The following is a 17,741-nucleotide window of genomic DNA, read 5'->3' on the forward strand; positions in this document are numbered from 1 at the left end:
TAAATAAATGAAACAAAAAAAATGGACGATGCGAAATGCTCTGCTTGTCTTATGCATCAGTAGTGTAGTATTTGCTCTGTTACTGCAGACCTTTCTTTTTCATCAGTCACTGCGTAGGCAGATTCGGGCAGAGAGTATATCGGATCATGAAATATCTTTAAATAAAATGCAGACAGATCTGTCTCATTTTATTCATACAATACGAGGAGAAATGCTCACGATCTACAGTGAGCAGGACCTCATCAATGCCATGCGGGATGCCGCAGAACAGGATTCCAGTATGAAAGAATATTACTGGAGAACCTGGTATATGGCAAGAAAACGATTCACAAAAGAAGATCAGGTTCTTGCGATGTATCTGTATGATACGAAAGATAAGCTGATCAGCAGTTATCGATACAATTCCGTTACTTATCCAAGAGATATTTATAAAGCAGACTATGATGATAATGAAGAAAGGGTCTACAGTTATGTACATGGTGACCGCACAGACCTGATGATCTCCGGCTATCACAATCCTGAGGCAAAGAAAGACATTATCCGGTTTGTTCTGAAACTTCATAATTATGATGCGGACAGAAGCAGCCTGGGATATCTTGTCTGTGATATTAACAGTGCTGCATTTACTTCGATCATGGCAAAATACGTGGATGTGGAGCAGGTATGCCTGTGGCTTCAACCGCTGGATGATAAAGTAATCGCAATGACCGGGCAGGCATCAGAGAGTCAGAGCAGAATCCAGAAGCAGCTTTCAAAAGTGATTCAGGATTATTATCAGGCAAATGAACTGCAGGAGGAATATGACGGAAATTATCTGATCCAGGTTTCTCAGGAGAATTATAATCTGGAAGCATTTGTTCTTGTTTCTCAGTCTCTTCTGACAGCAGCACAGAAATCTTTGATCCGAACGCTTCTTATTATAATGGCAGCAATGATCGCTGCCGTTGCAGTATTGGTTCTGTTTGTGTCGCAGTGGGTAACGCGACCGGTAGAAGAGATGAGCAGTACCATTACACGGATCAAGAATGGAGAGAAACAGCTTCGTGTGCAGCCGATTGGATGGTCACAGGAATTGTCTACACTGGGAACTGAGTTTAATGAGATGCTCGATCGTATGGAAGTCATGGCGCAGGAAGAACTTCAGCATAAGATGCTGGTGGAACGTACGGAATATAAAATGCTTCAGGCGCAGATCAATCCGCATTTTCTTTATAATACATTGGATACAATGAGCGGTATTGCAAATGCGCAGAATTGTCCACTGGTAAGCGGAATGTGTCGTTCTTTGTCTGCGATTTTCCGTTACAGTCTGAATATGACGGATGAGCTTTCTACTTTACAGAATGAGATGGCACATGTGAGAAATTATCTCTATGTAATGGATGTAAGAAATGGTTCAACCATTGCTTATGATTATCAGATTGACAGTGATACTCTTCAGGATCCGATGCCGCGTATCTGCATACAGCCGGTTGTGGAGAATGCCTTGGCGCACGGACTTAGAAATGTTCGACGTAAGGACAAGAAGCTGCTGATCCGTTCCGAGCATGTCGGAGAGAATCTGGTAATTACAGTTCAGGACAATGGAGCAGGAATGGATGCAGAGGAAATGAACCGCCTGCTTGAACAGAATGATATGAAACGTGTGGAATCCGGTGTTTCCATTGGGATCCTGAATGTAAATGCACGTTTGAAGAAACTTTTTGGTAAAGAGTACGGACTACATATTGAGAGTACGATTGGCGAAGGAACAACAGTAACAATTACAGTTCCGGCGGTCTTGGAAAATGATAAGCAGCATTATGAAGCAAGTAGAGATTAAAAATGATAGAAACAGGAGGGAATATCATTGAAATCCATGAAATACAAAGTTCTCGCAGCAGACGATGAATTCTGGAGCCGCGAAAATATCCGCAGTCTGATTCCATGGGAAGAATATTCGCTGGAATTTCTGGAGCCTGCCTGCGACGGAGAGGAAGTTCTTGAGCGCATTCCGGAGGAGAAACCGGACATTATTCTTACAGATATTAATATGCCATTTTTAAGCGGACTGGAATTACTGCAGCGTCTTCAGAACGAGTATCCGAATATCGTAACAATTGCTATCAGCGGCTACGATGATTTTGATAAAGTAAAAGGTGTATTTGTATCCGGCGGTCTGGATTATCTTCTGAAACCAGTGGGAAAAGAAGAACTGGTCAAAGTTCTTACCAAAGCACTGGGGGTTCTGGAAGAAAGAGAAAACGCAAAGAAGCATGATGAAACCAGCAGGATTCAGGAACATAAGCTTTCTTCATTTCTGGAGGACAGTGAATATTCAGCATTGCTTTCAGGAAAATTATATGGACAGTCTGCGTCTCAGACTCATGTATCCAGCACGAATATATTTTCAGAAGTAGCAACTCTGATGGTAAAATTTTATAATATTGCGGAAATCGCAGAGCAGTTTGATCATGATAATCTGCAGATGTCATGGAGTATTAAGTCCAGACTCAGAGAATTGACGGGAACGGACGGAAATGCGATTATTTTTAACAACAGTAATAAGATGAGTGAGTTCCTGATCGTAAAGACAGCAGATGCAAAGGAACTCAGAGCTCTTGCAGAGAATATTCTGAAGGAATTTCCGCTGGAAGAATACGGTCCGGTTTCAGTAGTACTTCATGAGCAGACCAGTTCGCTGGATGATATTGGCACCGTTTACAGAGAACTGATCTCGACACTTGTTACCCGTCCATTTAGCAGGAGTCATTGTATTCTGTCCTGCCCGGAGGAGAAAAATACTGTTGAAATGCAGACTATCGGGAAGTCAGCGCCTGCTCATATGGAGACAGAACTGTACCATTTACTTTCGACAGGAAAGAAATCGGAGACAGAGAAACTGATATTCAGAACCTGTGATTTTAAACATTGTGATGATGGTACCTGGAGTTATCTGGATGTAAAACAATATGCCGGCAGGATCACGGGAATCCTGTATCGATATGTACAGGAGAAGTGCCCGGAGCTAACTGCGCAGGCAGAAGAAGCTATGGATAACATTGATTATTATATGAAGTGTCTCAATGCACCGTCTCTGTTTGCTTCGTTGAAAATCCTGCTGGACAGCCTGTGGGAAAGCGGAGAAGACAAAGGAGCTGATTCCAGTTCTGTTGTGCAGCAGGTAGAGCAGATACACAGATATATTGAGCAATCTTATCACGAGAATATCACACTTACGGCACTGGCAGAGCAGTATCATATGGATGCAAGCTACCTTTCCAGGATTTTCAGCCAGAAGTATGGAGAGACTATTATTGCATTTCTCACCAGAATCCGAATGGAAAAAGCTGCAGAGCTTATGAAAGATCAGGATAAGAAACTGGAGACAATTTCGTTTCTGGTTGGCTATGATGACTATAACTATTTCAGCAGGGTGTTCAGAAAGAAGATGGGATGCAGCCCGAGAGAGTATCGAAATAATCTTGCACAGTTATAATTGAAGTTATAATTAATATGGAAGAAACTCAGACAGAAGTCCTTTGTATTGCAGTTCTTATTGAACGGATACAGGGGACTTTATTATACAGCTAATTGATGGCAGATAAAGAAGCAGACCATACAAGTTACTGGCATTTTGCCTAACTTGTTCATATTTTGTCCAACTTTTATATACAAACTGGTCAAGAATGTGCAACAAAATTTTCCAAATATGTCCTAACTAACCAAAGCTGAAATATGGTTTAATATAGTCACAGAGGAACGGAGAGCTCGGAACAAAACTTCCGTTCAAAAAATCAAAAACCAAATTTTTTCAAGGAGGGTTTTACAACATGAAAAAAAGAATGAGAAAAGCAGTCGCTATCGCAGCAACAGCAGCAATGGTTGGTTCATTACCAATGGGTGCAGTAACAGCACAGGCAGCCGATGACGATATCACAATCGGTGTATCAATCTGGAGCTCCACAGACGTACTTGGAAGCCAGAGTAAGAAAATCATCGACAAAGCAGCTGATGCTCTTGGCGTTAACGTAATGTATGTTGACCAGGGCCACGTATCTGAGCAGGTTACAGCTTCTGTTGAACAGCTTTGTGCAGCAGGATGTAACGGTATCGTAATCTGTAACTCAGCAGACTCTGAAATGACATCTGCAATCCAGACCTGCGATGCAAACCAGGTTTACCTTACACAGTTCTATCGTATCATTTCCGAAGAGAACAGCCCTGAAGTATATCAGACAGCATGCAACTCCCAGTACTATCTTGGTGCAGTTCATGAAGACGAAGTAACAAACGGATATACACTGGTTAACCTGCTTCTTGAGAACGGTGACAGAAACATCGGTCTTGAAGCTTGGACAGTTGGTGATGCTACATTCCAGCAGAGATGGAAAGGTTATCAGCAGGCAGTTGACGAATGGAACGAAGCTAACCCGGATGATCAGGCAACAATGACAGAGCCTGTATACGCTAACACATCTTCTGAAGAAGGCGCAGCAGCAGCTCTTTCCCTTTACAACTCCAATCCTGATATGGACGCTCTGATCGTTGCAGGTGGCGGCGGTGACCCACTTGTTGGTTCCATCGGTGCTCTGGCAAACGAAGGACTTACAGGAAAGATTGACGTTGTTTCTACAGACTTCCTTGATGACCTTGGCGAGCAGCTTCAGTCTGGCGGAATGTTTGCTGAATCAGGCGGACACTTCTGCGACCCGTTATATGCATTCCTTATCACATATAACGCAATCAAAGGCAACTATGTAAAAGATGAAGGATCCTTCGGATACGAAATCCAGTTCCCATATCTGTATGTATCTTCTTCCGAAGACTATGAAAACTACAAGAAATACTTTGTAGATGATGATCCATATACAGACGAAGAACTCGTTGAATTAGCTGGATACAGCTTCGACGATCTGAACAAAGCTGCAACATCACTTTCTATCGACGACGTTATTTCCCGTCACAGCAACTAATATGACAAACTTAAGCTCCACTGCCTTTCCTCCAAAAGGCAGTGGAGAATTAATTAGAGGTTATGATTAGCGCCCGCCCAAAGCAAAAGGCCAAACCTGATAAAGTGTCTGACCTCCTGCTTTTGGCGGGCGAAGAAATGGATAAGGAGAATGGTTATGAAGAAACTCAAACAAAGCCAGTATTACGGAATCGGCATTCTGATTCTCATGCTTGTAGTTTTCTGGGCAGTATTCAAAGTACTTGCACCAACTACTTTCGGTTCCCCTGCTAAACTGGCTACTTACATGAAATCAGCATTAATTTACGCAGTTGGCGGATGCGGCCTTTACTTTATCTGCGTAATGGGACCTTTCGATATGAGCGTTGGTGCCAATATCGTACTTTCATCCATTGTCGCCTGCAACGCAAGTGAGAAATTCGGCTATGCCGGACTCATCATTGCACCGCTGATCTGCGGTACGATCATTGGTCTCATCAATGGTATCGTTTATATCAAATTACATATCTCTTCCCTGATTGTTACATGTGCGTTGTCCCTGATCTATGAGGCATTCAGTGTATACGCGACCAACGGAAAGAACGTAATCCTTTCAACAGACTACAGAGCATTTGGTGATTATCCGGTCAACCTGATCCTGGCACTGATCGCATACATGCTTTGCGCATTCATTCTGAAATACACAAAGATCGGTACTTATACTTACGCGATCGGAAGTAACGAAGTTGTTGCAAAGAACATGGGTGTAAATGTTCCGAAGTATAAAATCGTAGCATTTACTCTTGCAGGATTCTTCTTCGGACTTCAGGCAATCCTGACAATCAGTTTTGGTACTTCCATGACATCAGCTTCCAACCTTTCCTCTATGAGCCGTAACTTTACTCCTCTGATGGGAACATTCTTTGGACTGGCATTTAAGAAATATGGCCATCCGGTTATCGCTATTGTAATCGGTGAAATGATCATTCAGCTTATGTTCAACGGTTTCGTTGCACTGGGAGCTCCGACTACGATCCAGAACGTAGTAACAGGTGTTGCTCTGCTGGTTATCGTTGCACTGACAACTAAACCGGTTAAAGGTCTTGTAGTAAAATAAGGAGAACGATTATGGGTGAAATATTATTAAGAGCAGAAAATATTGATAAACATTTTGGCATCACACACGCCCTGGACAACGTTTCCTTTACCTTTAATAAAGGTGAGATCCACGCACTGATCGGTGAAAACGGTTCCGGTAAATCAACACTGACTTCCTGCCTGACAGGTATTTACCAGAAGGATTCCGGTAAATTCATCCTCGAAGGAAAAGAGATCACCGCAACCAACCAGGTTGAAGCAAACCATCAGGGTGTAGCCATCATCGTACAGGAGATCGGAACACTTTCCGGACTGACTGTAGCAGAGAACATTTTCCTTGGAAATGAGGATCAGTTCACAAAACATGGTATCAAAAATACCGCAGCAATGAACAAGAAAGCCCAGGAATATCTGGACAGCTACGGATTCAACTATATTGATGCAACAAAAGTAATCGATGATTACAACTTCGAGGATCGTAAGCTGGTAGAAATCGTAAAATCCACTTACTTCAATCCGAAGGTATTGGTTGTCGATGAGACAACAACAGCACTTGGACAGAAAGGCCGTGAAGAGCTTTTCAAAGTAATGCACAAAGTTCGTGATACAGGAAACTGCGTAATCTTCATTTCTCATGACCTTGAGGAAGTTATTGAGCAGTCTGATAACATCAGCGTACTTCGTGATGGTGTCAAGATTGGTTCTATCACAAAAGAAGAAGCAACTCCTGACAGACTGAAAGCCTTAATGGTAGGTCGTGAGATCGGAGATAATTACTATCGTACAGACTACGGCGAAAAGGTATCTGACGAAGTTGTTCTTTCTGCTAAGAACGTGACAGTAAAAGGACAGATCGAGAACCTGAACCTTGATCTTCACAAAGGTGAGATCCTTGGTATCGGAGGACTTTCCGAATGCGGTATGCATGAGGTTGGAAAGGCACTCTTCGGAGCTTCCTATTTCCGCCAGGGAAGTGTAACCCTGGGAGATGGCACACCGATCAATTCCATTCCGGATGCCATCAAACACAGCATTGCCTATGCTTCCAAAGACAGAGACAATGAATCTCTGGTCATCAATGATACAATTGGCGATAACATCTGTCTTCCATCTCTGGAGGATCTGAAGACACATGGATTCCTTCGTGCAAAGACCATGAATGAATTTGCCAACAAATTTGCAAAACAGATGAGTACAAAAATGACAGGCGTTGACCAGTTTGTATCCGCTCTTTCCGGCGGTAACAAACAGAAAGTCGTTCTTGCACGCTGGGTTGGAAAGGACTCCGACCTGATCATCCTTGACTCCCCTACACGTGGTATTGATGTCAAAGTTAAAGCTGATATCTATGCCATGATGAACGATATGAGAAAAAGAGGAAAATCCATCATTATGATTTCCGAGGAAATCATGGAACTTCTGGGTATGGCAGACCGTATCCTGATCATGAAAGACGGCAAGATCAATGGTGAATTCCTTCGCTCTCCGGATCTGAAAGACACAGATCTGATTGACAATATGATTTAAGGGGGTAAAAAAATGAGTACAACAAAAAAATCAACTGAGCAAGTACCATTTCTGGAACGTCCCATTGTGCGTACGATCCTTCCTATTGCAGGATTCGTGATCATCTGTGTATTATTTGCAATCCTCACAGACGGCAGACTGTTTCAGCCGAAAAATATATCACTGCTTTTGAGCCAGTCATACATGCTGCTGATTTCATCCATCGGCGTGTTCATGGTAATGACAATGGGTGGTCTGGATTTCTCCCAGGGCTCCATGCTTGGTGTTGCTTCCATCGTAGTTTGCTACCTTTCCCATTACAACATGGTTCTGGCAGCTCTGGGTGGTGTGGTAACAGGCGGACTGATCGGACTGATCAATGGTTACTTCAATGTTAAGAGAAAAATCACAAGCTTTATTGTTACAATCTGTACCATGTATCTGTTCCGTGGAGTTTGTGCTTATGCAACAACTAACTCACCTGTTTATGCAGTAAGTGATATTTCCAAATACAATACACTGCCATTTATGCTTGCTTTTACAGTGATCATCTTCGTAGTGGCATACCTTGTATTCACATACACAGGCCTGGGCTCCAGACTGAAAGCAATCGGTGCAGGTGAAACAGCAGCAAGATTCGCAGGTATCCGCGTAGAGACTACAAAGATCCTCGTATTCGTGGCAGCAGGATGCATCACAGGACTTGCAGCATTCGTAAATGCCATCAAAGTAGGTTCCGTTACATCCACAGCCGGAAACCAGCTGGAAACACAGATCATGATCGCCCTGGTACTCGGCGGAATGCCGGTAAACGGCGGTGCTAAAGTAAGATTCTACAACATCATCCTCGGTGTTATGACCTACAAAGTACTTTCCAGTGGTCTGGTAATGCTGATGATGCCAACCCAGTTACAGCAGCTGATCCTTGGTGTGATCTTCCTGATCGAAGTAGCAATCTTCAGCGACAGAAAGACTGGTATGATCGTTAAATAATCATTATCATAGTTTACAGACTATATGGTTACTGAACTTCTGCCATATAGCTGACATAATCTCATTACTATACTTACATAAAATCCCCGGCTTCTGCAGATTTAGGTCTGTGGGAGGCGGGGGTTTTTGTTGTAGAAGTTGTTTGTGAACTAAATAAGAAGAACAGAAAAAAATTCCAGATTCAATATTGATAATTTGTGCGAAAATTATAGTATATTTTTTAAATGATAAGAATATAAGATGAGAAAAAATAAAAAGAAAGATTTTATATTGTGTATTAGATTTATAAATGTTATTCTAAATATGTGAAAAGTAGATTTTTATCTAAATGTGACATTATAGCAGGATGAATGCTAAAAGAAAAATATATTATGGAAACATATAGGAGAAAAAATATGAAAAGGAAAAAAGTTTTAAGCTTAATAGTTGTAACAAGTATAATTTTATCACAATTAGGAATAAGTAGTATATTGGCGTCAGACTTTATGGATGAGAATGATATATTTTCTTCAGAACCATCTGTGAAAGATGAGGACGAAATAGTTATGTTTGAGGAGGAAGATGTGTCTGGAAATGAACTATTGTCAGATGGAATGGATATAGACAATGATTTTACAGACATAAATGTAGAAGAATGGTCGGACCATTCGGAAGTAGCAACGTTAGGAAGCTCGATAGAAGTGCCTGATTATAATGTATGGTTAGCTGGAACAATACAGAATGGATTAAATATAAATGGGACGGTTTATGGTAATTCGATGTATCAGTTATGTAACAATATGCAGGATCCAATATATAAACAGCTTGGAGCGTTGGTGCTGAACGATGTTCCATTGATGTCCATATCATCTGTTTGGCATGACGTAATAAAACATGATTTTCAAAATAATCAAAAAGCAATTTATGAAGTGCTTATTATGGATTATCTGAAGTATGATAATAAAGCAGACGCCTCCGAATTTAATGTAGAACAAATTAATAGAGTTAATTCATACCTAATCAAAATTTTTGATGAATTACAAGAACAGTGTAGAAAAGAAGGAGTTTCTAAAACACCAGAAGAAATATTACAAATGTCCGAGGGACAAATTATAGAAAAATTAAAAAATTTAAAAAAATTAAAAGATATAGCAAATGTAATAGATCAGGTGCAAGATGCTTCTGAAACGACGAAAGATCTTTTCGAATCCATAGCAAATTTTAATGCTATTAAAGATGCAAAAGAAGAGAAAATCCAGATTATAAAAAATGCGAGAAATGCTTGTGCAGGAATGGCTAGTCCTAATTATGATTTCATTTCTGCTTGTGATGAAATAATTAGGTGTTTGGATCAAGCCTCTTTTACTGGGGAATACATTATTAATAATGTAAAATCCAATGTGATGGGAAAAATACTGGATAAAACATGGGAAAAATTGTGTGATCAAAATTATCTTTTAAATGTTATAAACTGGGAAAGTGGTGCTTTGGATATTCTATTTAATACTTCAGATGCCGCTTCTAATAATCTTCAGCTTGCGCTTTTATATACAATGGATTGTTATTTAAAAATGGGACTAAGTAATTCATCCATTGCGTATCTATCAAATCCTACAAGTGATCAAGCATTAGAGTTTAGTGGATGTTTTAAAGGATATGTAGAATTTCAAATATATGGAAACAGTGTTGCAAAGAAATGGATTGGAGATACATTGAAAGGCGGGGCTCTAAATAAAGCATTCACAGCACTTTTTTATCGTGAAAATATCCAAACCGCAGAAGATTTAACTAAATTATGTGAGTCTCAAAATAAGATTAGGAAGCAGATTATAAATATTGTAGCAAAATATACAGATATATATAGCAGTTTTTATATGAATCAAGACTATAAGGATGCTATGCATATTACTACTAAACCAACAACAAATATTAAGCCAGGTGACTACTTTGTTTCAGATGGAAACATTTCGCAGAATAATATGAAATTATCAAAAACAACAATGACACTTTACAGTGGGGATAAACAGATACTGAAAGTAACAGGTGTATCAAATAATGCATCTATTAAATGGAAATCTAGTAATTCCCAAATAGCTATTGTAACGAAGAATGGAGTTGTTACTGCGAAAAAGGTAGGTACATGCACTATTAGTGCTACAGTGGATAAAAAAATATTAACATGTACTTTAACAGTAAAGAAATCATATATTAAATTATCCGATACATCCTTGACATTGAGTGTTGGAAAAAGTGAAATATTAAAGGCGACAGTAAATGGAAAAATAACGAAGGTTAGTTGGAAATCTAAAAATAAAAATATTGCGACGGTAAACTCATCTGGAAAAGTTATAGCAAAGAAAGTGGGACAAACGGAAGTTTATGCGGAATCAAATGGACAAACTGCTGTGTGTACAATTACGGTGAAACAGTCTGCAATAAGTGCTTATAGAAAACTGGTTCAGCAATATGAAAAAAAGTATGGAAAAGCTCATCTTTACAATTACAGTCAGTATAAACATTTTTGGACAGGACTTTGTTTCATCAAATTATTAGATTTTAACGGAGATGGAACGAAAGAACTTATTCTTGTCTATCAAACGGAAAAAACGAAAATTATTAATATGAAATATCATGTAGAGCTTTGGACTTTTGACGGAAAGAAAGCAAAAAAAATAGTTTCTGGAATTTCTTGGACCGGAAATAATTGTCCTTATTTTGGTGGCTTTGAAATTATTAAGCAAAATGGAAAATATCTTCTTAGACTTACTGATAATGCCGGTTGGATAGAGAAATATTATGGAACCAAAAGAGATGGAACGTTAGGGTTGGTACATAGTTTTATATGGAAAGGAGATGCGATGAAAGGACAGTGGTATTATAATAAAAAAGAAATTTCTAATGATGAATATTTGAACTATTATTATAAATTTCATCAAAACAGTTTAGGATGGTATGGATTTTCTAATTCAAAAGGTGATGATGAAATAAGAAATGAAATTTCAAAAACAAAGAAAACTTTAAAAATGTAAGGCATAAAAAGATGCTTTAATTAATTTAGAAGGGAAAGTAAAAAGTGGGAAGAAGATTAAAAAACGGAAAAAAAGTAATCAGTATAATTTTGCTGATGATAACGGTATTAATATCTTGCACACAAACGTTCGGAGCAGCAGTGCAAAATTCCCCAAATGTTAAAACATACGTTTATGGGTTTAATATTAGTAATACCGGAAAAAGATGGACAGGAAAAGCTGACAGGCAAATTAAAATAAATACTACTTCATCTTCGAAACTAAAAGTGACATATCACTATTTAACGGGAAAAAATGATAAATCTTATAATGCAAACCGGACAAGTGGAGACACTTACATATTGAGTAATAAAGACAAAATCATTTGTTATCCTAAAAAAGGTATGGTGATACGTTATACTCAAAACGGAGAGAAATCATATTATTTTGAAAAGTTGTCCCAAAAAGAAAAAATAGCTGTAAAAAAGCTTATCAAAAATATGAAAAATGTTTCATGGTGGGGAAGGTCATTTAAATACTCTATCAGAATTTACGAAAATTATGTGCTTGTTGGGAATACATATGGAAAATTGGTAGGAATATACGGTATAGGGTCAGTGAAACAAACTTCTTATGGATATTTCATAGATATTATGGGATATAATAATTATCGGTGGTATAAATCTATGCCAAATAAACTGCAATGTTATTCTAAGGCAAGTGGTTCAACTGGACGTAAAGATACAGAAGATTTTTGGAAATTTGGATGTTAAATTGTTATTTATTGGTAAAAAAAGAGGGTAGAAAAATATGAAGATGGTAATAAAAAAACTCCTACTTTGGTGTATGGTATTGTTGCTGATTTTAACTATGCATCCAATATCTGCCAGTGCAGCTACTAAAAAAGTAAACTTAAAAGCACCTGTAATATATAATTGGAAAAGAACCGGGGATGGACGATGGATGGTGTCGCCCGCGGATGGAGCAGAGTATACAATTACCTGGAAGAAAGTGACTGGGGCATCAGGATATCAGGTTAAAGTTACTTTATTAGAAGAAGGAGAATGGAATTCTTACTATGTTAAGACGAAAAAATGTTCCTATTCGGAAGTCGGTTCAACTATTATTCAATCAAAAGCCAAAGTCAGAGCATATAAGATTGTGAATGGAAAAAAGAAGTATGGACCGTGGTCCAAAACGAAAACATCTAATCTATGGTATTTGGATGCGTGAACTGCAAATCATATGAAAAGAAAATGGGGATTTCTGGATATTTTATGAAGAAATTCCCATTTTTTGAGATTTATTTAATATTGTAAATTTTGTCGAAAACTTTTTCTTGCTGAATCTATTTTTCTGCGCTATACTAAGCCCAAAGAGTTCTTCCGTTTCAGAAAGGACAGAAGAATGGAAACCAGGAAATTTAAAGATCTGACAATACGGGATGCGTTTATGTTTGCAGCAGTGATGTCTGATTCGGAAATCTTCCGTAAAGTGTTGGAGCTGGCATTAAGGATTCCGATTTCAGAAGTACATGTTCAGACAGAGAAAACGATGGCGTATCATTCGGAGTACCATGGTGTACGTCTGGATGTTTATGCGTCAGATGCAAACAAAACACGATTCAATGTAGAAATGCAGGTTAAATTGCAGAAATTTCTCCCTAAAAGAAGCCGTTATTACCATGATCAGATAGATATGGATGTACTGTTGACTGGAGAGCCTTATGAGAATCTGCCGGATACGTATGTTATATTTATCGGTGACTTTGATCCATTTGGAGATGGTTTATACCGATATTCGACAGGTACTTATTGTGAAGAAACTGGAAGCCGGGTGTATGATGGAGTTGAGACGATATATCTTAATACATATGGAAAGAACCGGGAGGATATTCCAGAGGAATTATTGCAATTTCTGGATTACGTGAAAAACATTGGACGTAAGGAAGAGATTTCGATGACAGATCCGTTTGTCAGACATCTACAGAATACGATTGATAAAATTAAGCTGGATCGTGGTATGGAGGAACGGTATATGCTGTTGGAAGAAATGATGCGTAATGAAAAACAAAAAGGAATACAAGAAGGCAGTCAGGAAATGCTGGTTCAATGTACTATTGATTCCCTAGAATCTAAGTTTGTTATTCCTGATGAATTAAAAAAGAATATTATTTCTGAAACAGATATTGATAAACTGAATGCTTGGTTTCAGCTTTCACTGAAAGTTTCTTCTATTGAAGACTTTGAGCAAAATATGTGAAAATTTTGATGTATTTTTCTCAGGAAAAAATAGTATCTAAACTTAAACTTAAACGAAAATTTTATACACATCTATAAGTTCTATCCCCATATCGGGGAATTATCGTCAATTATTATATACAGAAATAGAAGGACTCTTTTTATTTGTTCTATATAAAATATAATTTGGATTTTGGCATATAGAAAGTTACTCTCCGAATTTGCGTAATGAAACTTTACGATAAAATGGTTTCATGTTATCATTATTTCATTAGAAGAAAATGCAACAGAAAACTGTTTTGGATTGTGAGGTGGCAGTATGGGAATATATTTAAACAGCAGTTCCCCTTATTCTTTATACAAAAGTGAATATACCAGACCTTACTTTGTAGATAAATCTAAATTGTTAAGAGAGCTGATGCCACTGGCGGAACAGGGGAATGCGCATGTATGTATTACCCGTCCAAGACGATTTGGAAAAACGGTTATGGCGAATATGATCGGCGCATTTTTTAGCAAGGGTGCTGACAGTAGTGATATTTTTGATACACTGCAGATTGCAAGGGATAAAGATTACAGAAAATATTTGAATCAGTATAATGTAATTTATATTGATTTCAGTAAAATGCCGGGAAATTGTAAATCTTATGAGGAATATATTAGTCGTATCGAAGAACGTTTAAAAAGGGATCTTTTAAAAGCATATCCTGAGATAGAAATATATCCGGAAGATTCATTATGGGATATTTTGGAAAGTATTTTTGACGAATATAATGGGCAGAAATTTATTTTTATTTTTGATGAATGGGATTGTATTTTTCATAAAAATTTCGTTACGCAGGGAGATAGGCAGAGTTATATATCTTTTCTAAGCAATCTTTTGAAAGATCATGCTTATGTTTCAATGTCTTATATGACTGGAATCCTTCCAATATCCAAGTATTCCAGTGGTTCTGAGCTAAATATGTTTATCGAATATACAATGGCTTCGGAAGAGAAATTCAGTGATGACTTTGGATTTACTGAATCAGAAGTGGATATACTTTACAAAAGGTATCTGGAAATGTGTCAGAGTGAAAAGAAGATTCCTTACGTGACAAGAGAAGGTTTGGAAACATGGTATGACGGATATTATGCCAAAAATGGAGAAAAAATGTATAATCCAAGATCTGTAGCAGCTTCTCTGAGCAATAATAATCTTGACAGTTATTGGACGAGTTCTGGACCTTATGATGAGATTTTCTATTATGTAAAGCATAATGTGGCAGAGGTGAGGAAAGATCTTGCAATTATGATATCCGGTGAGGGAGTTCCTGCTAGGATAAAGGAATATGCGGCTACATCGATGAATCTGACAACCAGAGAAGAAATTTTGTCAGCCATGGTAGTGTATGGTTTCTTGAGCTATTATCAGGGGAAAGTTTATATTCCTAATAAAGAACTGATGGACAAATTTGATGAAATGCTTCAAAAGGAATCCTCACTGGGATATGTATATAATCTGGCGAAAGAATCTGAACGTATGCTTCAGGCAACGTTGAATAAAGATGCTTCTACAATGGAAGAAATTCTGGCATATGCTCATAATACGGAGACTCCGATACTTTCCTACAATAATGAAGTGGAACTGTCTTCCATTGTAAATCTGGTATATCTGTCTGCCAGAGACCGATATCGTGTGGAGAGAGAAGATAAAGCAGGACTTGGATTTGTAGATTTCATTTTTTATCCTGAAAATCCGGCAGACACAGGCATTATTCTGGAATTAAAAGTAGATCATACTGCAGAAGAGGCAATTCAGCAGATTATAGATAAAAAATATAGCCTGCGTTTTCAGGGAAAACTGGGAGAAAAAGAAAAATATACAGGAGAGATTCTCGCAGTAGGAATCGGATATAACAAAAAGACGAAAGAACATCAGTGTAAAGCGGTTACATTAAAAAAGCAAAAGAATATATGAAAGCATAAATATAAAATGGGGGTAATTTCTGAGTATTTCAGGAAAGAGCTACCCCCATTTTCAGAACTTTATACTTTATATTTTAAGAAGAAAATTAAAAAAATTCATAAGAAAATATACGGGACATTGTTGCTACTTTTTCCTGTTCTCAAAATACACAAACCGGTCAATTACATCCAGAATATCTTTAAAGGTATCCCGCGGTGCTTCTTCTATATAAGCTTTGAGAATTTCGGTTTCGTTTTTACGGTATCTTCCGTAGAAAATATCGTAAAGATTGTGTCCACGAAGGCAGATACGGATTTCTTCCATATGCTGTCGGATGTCTTCAGTATCTGAGAGAGAATGGCCGATCATTCCAGTGAGATGTTGACCGCTTTTTAACTTATACAGATACTCTTTCCACTTTTCCAGCAGAATTTCGTAGAAATTTTCCTCGCTTTTTACCACTCCGATTTTTGCCATTACCTTCGGATCAAGGAAATAATTTTCGAAGGAATAATACTTCAGGATCAGAACATTATCCCGGGTTACACGTGGCAGTCTGTCCATATCTTCCTGGTTACGGGCTTCATAATACCTGCACAGGGAGGATGCCAGCTCCTCAGCATCTTTTCCATCTCCATCCCGGATCATCAGGAAATTATCTCGCAGATATGTCTGGTTGATATATTTGAGATTGGCATAGGTTTTGATGTTGGTACAACTGTTGGTGGAAATAATGGAAATTCTGGACAGGTTTCCGTTCTGGTCATAAATCTCAGAATAATATTTTTCCAGAAGCAGCGGCAGTCGGCTTTTGTCCTGTTTTCCTTCCACAATAAAAACAAAGCTGACATTCAGAAGGTCACTGGCAGTGAATCCCAGATCATCGAGGATCGCAGAAAGATTTGTGTGACTGCGGATCACAGAATATCCATTTTCATCCAGAACCATCTGACGGATCTGTCTGCTGTTGAACTGAAAGAGCAGATTCGGAGAATGTGTTGTAAAAATAACCTGACTTTTTCTGGAAAGTCTGTACAGAATTTCGCTGGATTTCTTCTGCAAGGTAGGATGCAGAAAAATTTCCGGGTCTTCCATAAGAAGCATTCCGGGGACACGTTCTTCGTCTTCCAGATAAGCCTCCAGCAATGAAAGCAGATAAATACTGCGCATTCCTTTTCCAAGAGAAGAAATATCTTCTGGTCCGTGGGATTCTTTGGCTTCAAGGTAGGCATTTACCTGAAAGATTCTGTCTGTATTGCAGGTCAGTTCATAACATACGGTTCCGGATGTGCCACCGTTTTTATGAAAGTTTTCATTGACCCGCTGGGAAAAGCTGTCAAGGTTCAACTGATACAGTTTATATTCCAGAAGCTTTTCAGCCTCAAAGGCATTTAACTGTGATGGCATTTTCTGATTGATCAGTCCGATGCAGGAGAAGCAATGATTGCATTTCTTGGAACGGTCAAAAAGGCAGCAGTCCGCACGCATCTGATTTAGCAGGTCATCCTCCATAAAGGACAGCAGGCTGTCCTGAATCCCACTCAGATCACGCTGGCTGTCCAGATAATAAATCTTCGGAAAAACTTCACGGATGACAGGATTGTTTTTATGGTATCCATCTGACAGCCGGATGCGCCCGTTGTAATTTACAATATAAGAAAATGTCAGTATGTTATCTTTATAGGATGGAAGTTTTTTCTGAAATTCCCTCATCCAAATCTCCATTCTTCGATAGGAACTGACTCTGCGGAGTCTGTGAAGAAGTTCTAAGTCTTCCTGCGTGATTTCCAGTGCAATATCAATCTCTATATTTTGTTTCTTTTCGTTAAAATCCGTTTCCGTAATTTCGTATTGTCCGCCCACTGCACAAAGTGCGCTGAGAACTGCGGTTTTTCCTACGTTATTTTTGCCGACCAGTATCAAAGCATTCTCTATATCACGGATTTCAAGATTGCGAATGTAGCGGAAATTTTTGATATGAAGTTCCTGAATGCGCATATGATTTCCTCCTTTTTCTGGAAATGCTGTTGAGATTT

12 protein-coding genes are annotated in these 17,741 nt (G+C 38.5%); 11 read left to right on the plus strand and 1 reads right to left on the minus strand.

Features of this window, described 5'->3' with window-relative positions; all coding sequences use genetic code 11:
* Window positions 1-7: 7 nt before the first annotated feature.
* From KQI87_RS00905 to KQI87_RS00955, 11 genes are all read left to right on the plus strand, one after another.
* The gene (locus tag KQI87_RS00905) at window positions 8-1,822 is read left to right on the plus strand and encodes a sensor histidine kinase (RefSeq protein ID WP_216458503.1); all 1,815 of its coding nucleotides are present in this window, start codon (window positions 8-10) and stop codon (window positions 1,820-1,822) included.
* Window positions 1,823-1,858: 36 nt separating this feature from the next.
* Window positions 1,859-3,478 (plus strand): AraC family transcriptional regulator, encoded by a 1,620-nt coding sequence (locus KQI87_RS00910; RefSeq protein WP_253292310.1) that lies wholly within the window; start codon window positions 1,859-1,861, stop codon window positions 3,476-3,478.
* 334 nt (window positions 3,479-3,812) lie between these two features.
* Window positions 3,813-4,955, plus strand: a complete 1,143-nt coding sequence (locus tag KQI87_RS00915) for a sugar ABC transporter substrate-binding protein (RefSeq protein WP_119234091.1) — start codon at window positions 3,813-3,815, stop codon at window positions 4,953-4,955.
* A 156-nt stretch (window positions 4,956-5,111) separates the two neighbouring features.
* Entirely contained in the window at window positions 5,112-6,050 is a 939-nt protein-coding gene (locus KQI87_RS00920) for an ABC transporter permease (protein WP_216458505.1), read from the plus strand.
* 11 nt (window positions 6,051-6,061) lie between these two features.
* Window positions 6,062-7,558, plus strand: a complete 1,497-nt coding sequence (locus KQI87_RS00925; RefSeq protein WP_216458506.1) for a sugar ABC transporter ATP-binding protein — start codon at window positions 6,062-6,064, stop codon at window positions 7,556-7,558.
* Between the two features lie 12 nt (window positions 7,559-7,570).
* On the plus strand, window positions 7,571-8,530 hold the full coding sequence (locus tag KQI87_RS00930; protein WP_216458507.1) for an ABC transporter permease: 960 nt from the start codon (window positions 7,571-7,573) through the stop codon (window positions 8,528-8,530).
* Window positions 8,531-8,925: 395 nt separating this feature from the next.
* Window positions 8,926-11,538 carry an Ig-like domain-containing protein gene (locus KQI87_RS00935; RefSeq protein WP_216458508.1) on the plus strand — a complete coding sequence of 871 codons (2,613 nt, stop codon included), beginning with the start codon at window positions 8,926-8,928 and terminating at the stop codon, window positions 11,536-11,538.
* A gap of 44 nt (window positions 11,539-11,582) precedes the next feature.
* On the plus strand, window positions 11,583-12,290 hold the full coding sequence (locus KQI87_RS00940; RefSeq protein ID WP_216458509.1) for a hypothetical protein: 708 nt from the start codon (window positions 11,583-11,585) through the stop codon (window positions 12,288-12,290).
* Between the two features lie 37 nt (window positions 12,291-12,327).
* Entirely contained in the window at window positions 12,328-12,750 is a 423-nt protein-coding gene (locus tag KQI87_RS00945) for a hypothetical protein (RefSeq protein ID WP_216458510.1), read from the plus strand.
* A gap of 174 nt (window positions 12,751-12,924) precedes the next feature.
* On the plus strand, window positions 12,925-13,779 hold the full coding sequence (locus KQI87_RS00950; protein ID WP_216458511.1) for an Rpn family recombination-promoting nuclease/putative transposase: 855 nt from the start codon (window positions 12,925-12,927) through the stop codon (window positions 13,777-13,779).
* Between the two features lie 297 nt (window positions 13,780-14,076).
* Entirely contained in the window at window positions 14,077-15,717 is a 1,641-nt protein-coding gene (locus tag KQI87_RS00955; RefSeq protein ID WP_216458512.1) for an AAA family ATPase, read from the plus strand.
* A 132-nt stretch (window positions 15,718-15,849) separates the two neighbouring features.
* Here the strand turns inward: KQI87_RS00955 and KQI87_RS00960 are convergent, their stop codons facing one another.
* Window positions 15,850-17,703, minus strand: a complete 1,854-nt coding sequence (locus tag KQI87_RS00960; RefSeq protein ID WP_216458513.1) for an ATP-dependent nuclease — start codon at window positions 17,701-17,703, stop codon at window positions 15,850-15,852.
* Window positions 17,704-17,741 lie beyond the last annotated feature (38 nt).

It is taken from the genome of Blautia sp. MSJ-9, from assembly GCF_018919065.1.
Lineage (GTDB): Bacteria > Bacillota > Clostridia > Lachnospirales > Lachnospiraceae > Blautia_A.

Bases quoted from the DNA above. Each gene is read 5' to 3' on its own strand.
- KQI87_RS00905 (WP_216458503.1), top strand. From the start codon at position 8: ATGAAACAAAAAAAATGGACGATGCGAAATGCTCTGCTTGTCTTATGC.
- KQI87_RS00910 (WP_253292310.1), top strand. From the start codon at position 1,859: ATGAAATACAAAGTTCTCGCAGCAGACGATGAATTCTGGAGCCGCGAA.
- KQI87_RS00915 (WP_119234091.1), top strand. From the start codon at position 3,813: ATGAAAAAAAGAATGAGAAAAGCAGTCGCTATCGCAGCAACAGCAGCA.
- KQI87_RS00920 (WP_216458505.1), top strand. From the start codon at position 5,112: ATGAAGAAACTCAAACAAAGCCAGTATTACGGAATCGGCATTCTGATT.
- KQI87_RS00925 (WP_216458506.1), top strand. From the start codon at position 6,062: ATGGGTGAAATATTATTAAGAGCAGAAAATATTGATAAACATTTTGGC.
- KQI87_RS00930 (WP_216458507.1), top strand. From the start codon at position 7,571: ATGAGTACAACAAAAAAATCAACTGAGCAAGTACCATTTCTGGAACGT.
- KQI87_RS00935 (WP_216458508.1), top strand. From the start codon at position 8,926: ATGAAAAGGAAAAAAGTTTTAAGCTTAATAGTTGTAACAAGTATAATT.
- KQI87_RS00945 (WP_216458510.1), top strand. From the start codon at position 12,328: ATGAAGATGGTAATAAAAAAACTCCTACTTTGGTGTATGGTATTGTTG.
- KQI87_RS00950 (WP_216458511.1), top strand. From the start codon at position 12,925: ATGGAAACCAGGAAATTTAAAGATCTGACAATACGGGATGCGTTTATG.
- KQI87_RS00955 (WP_216458512.1), top strand. From the start codon at position 14,077: ATGGGAATATATTTAAACAGCAGTTCCCCTTATTCTTTATACAAAAGT.
- KQI87_RS00960 (WP_216458513.1), bottom strand. From the start codon at position 17,703: ATGCGCATTCAGGAACTTCATATCAAAAATTTCCGCTACATTCGCAAT.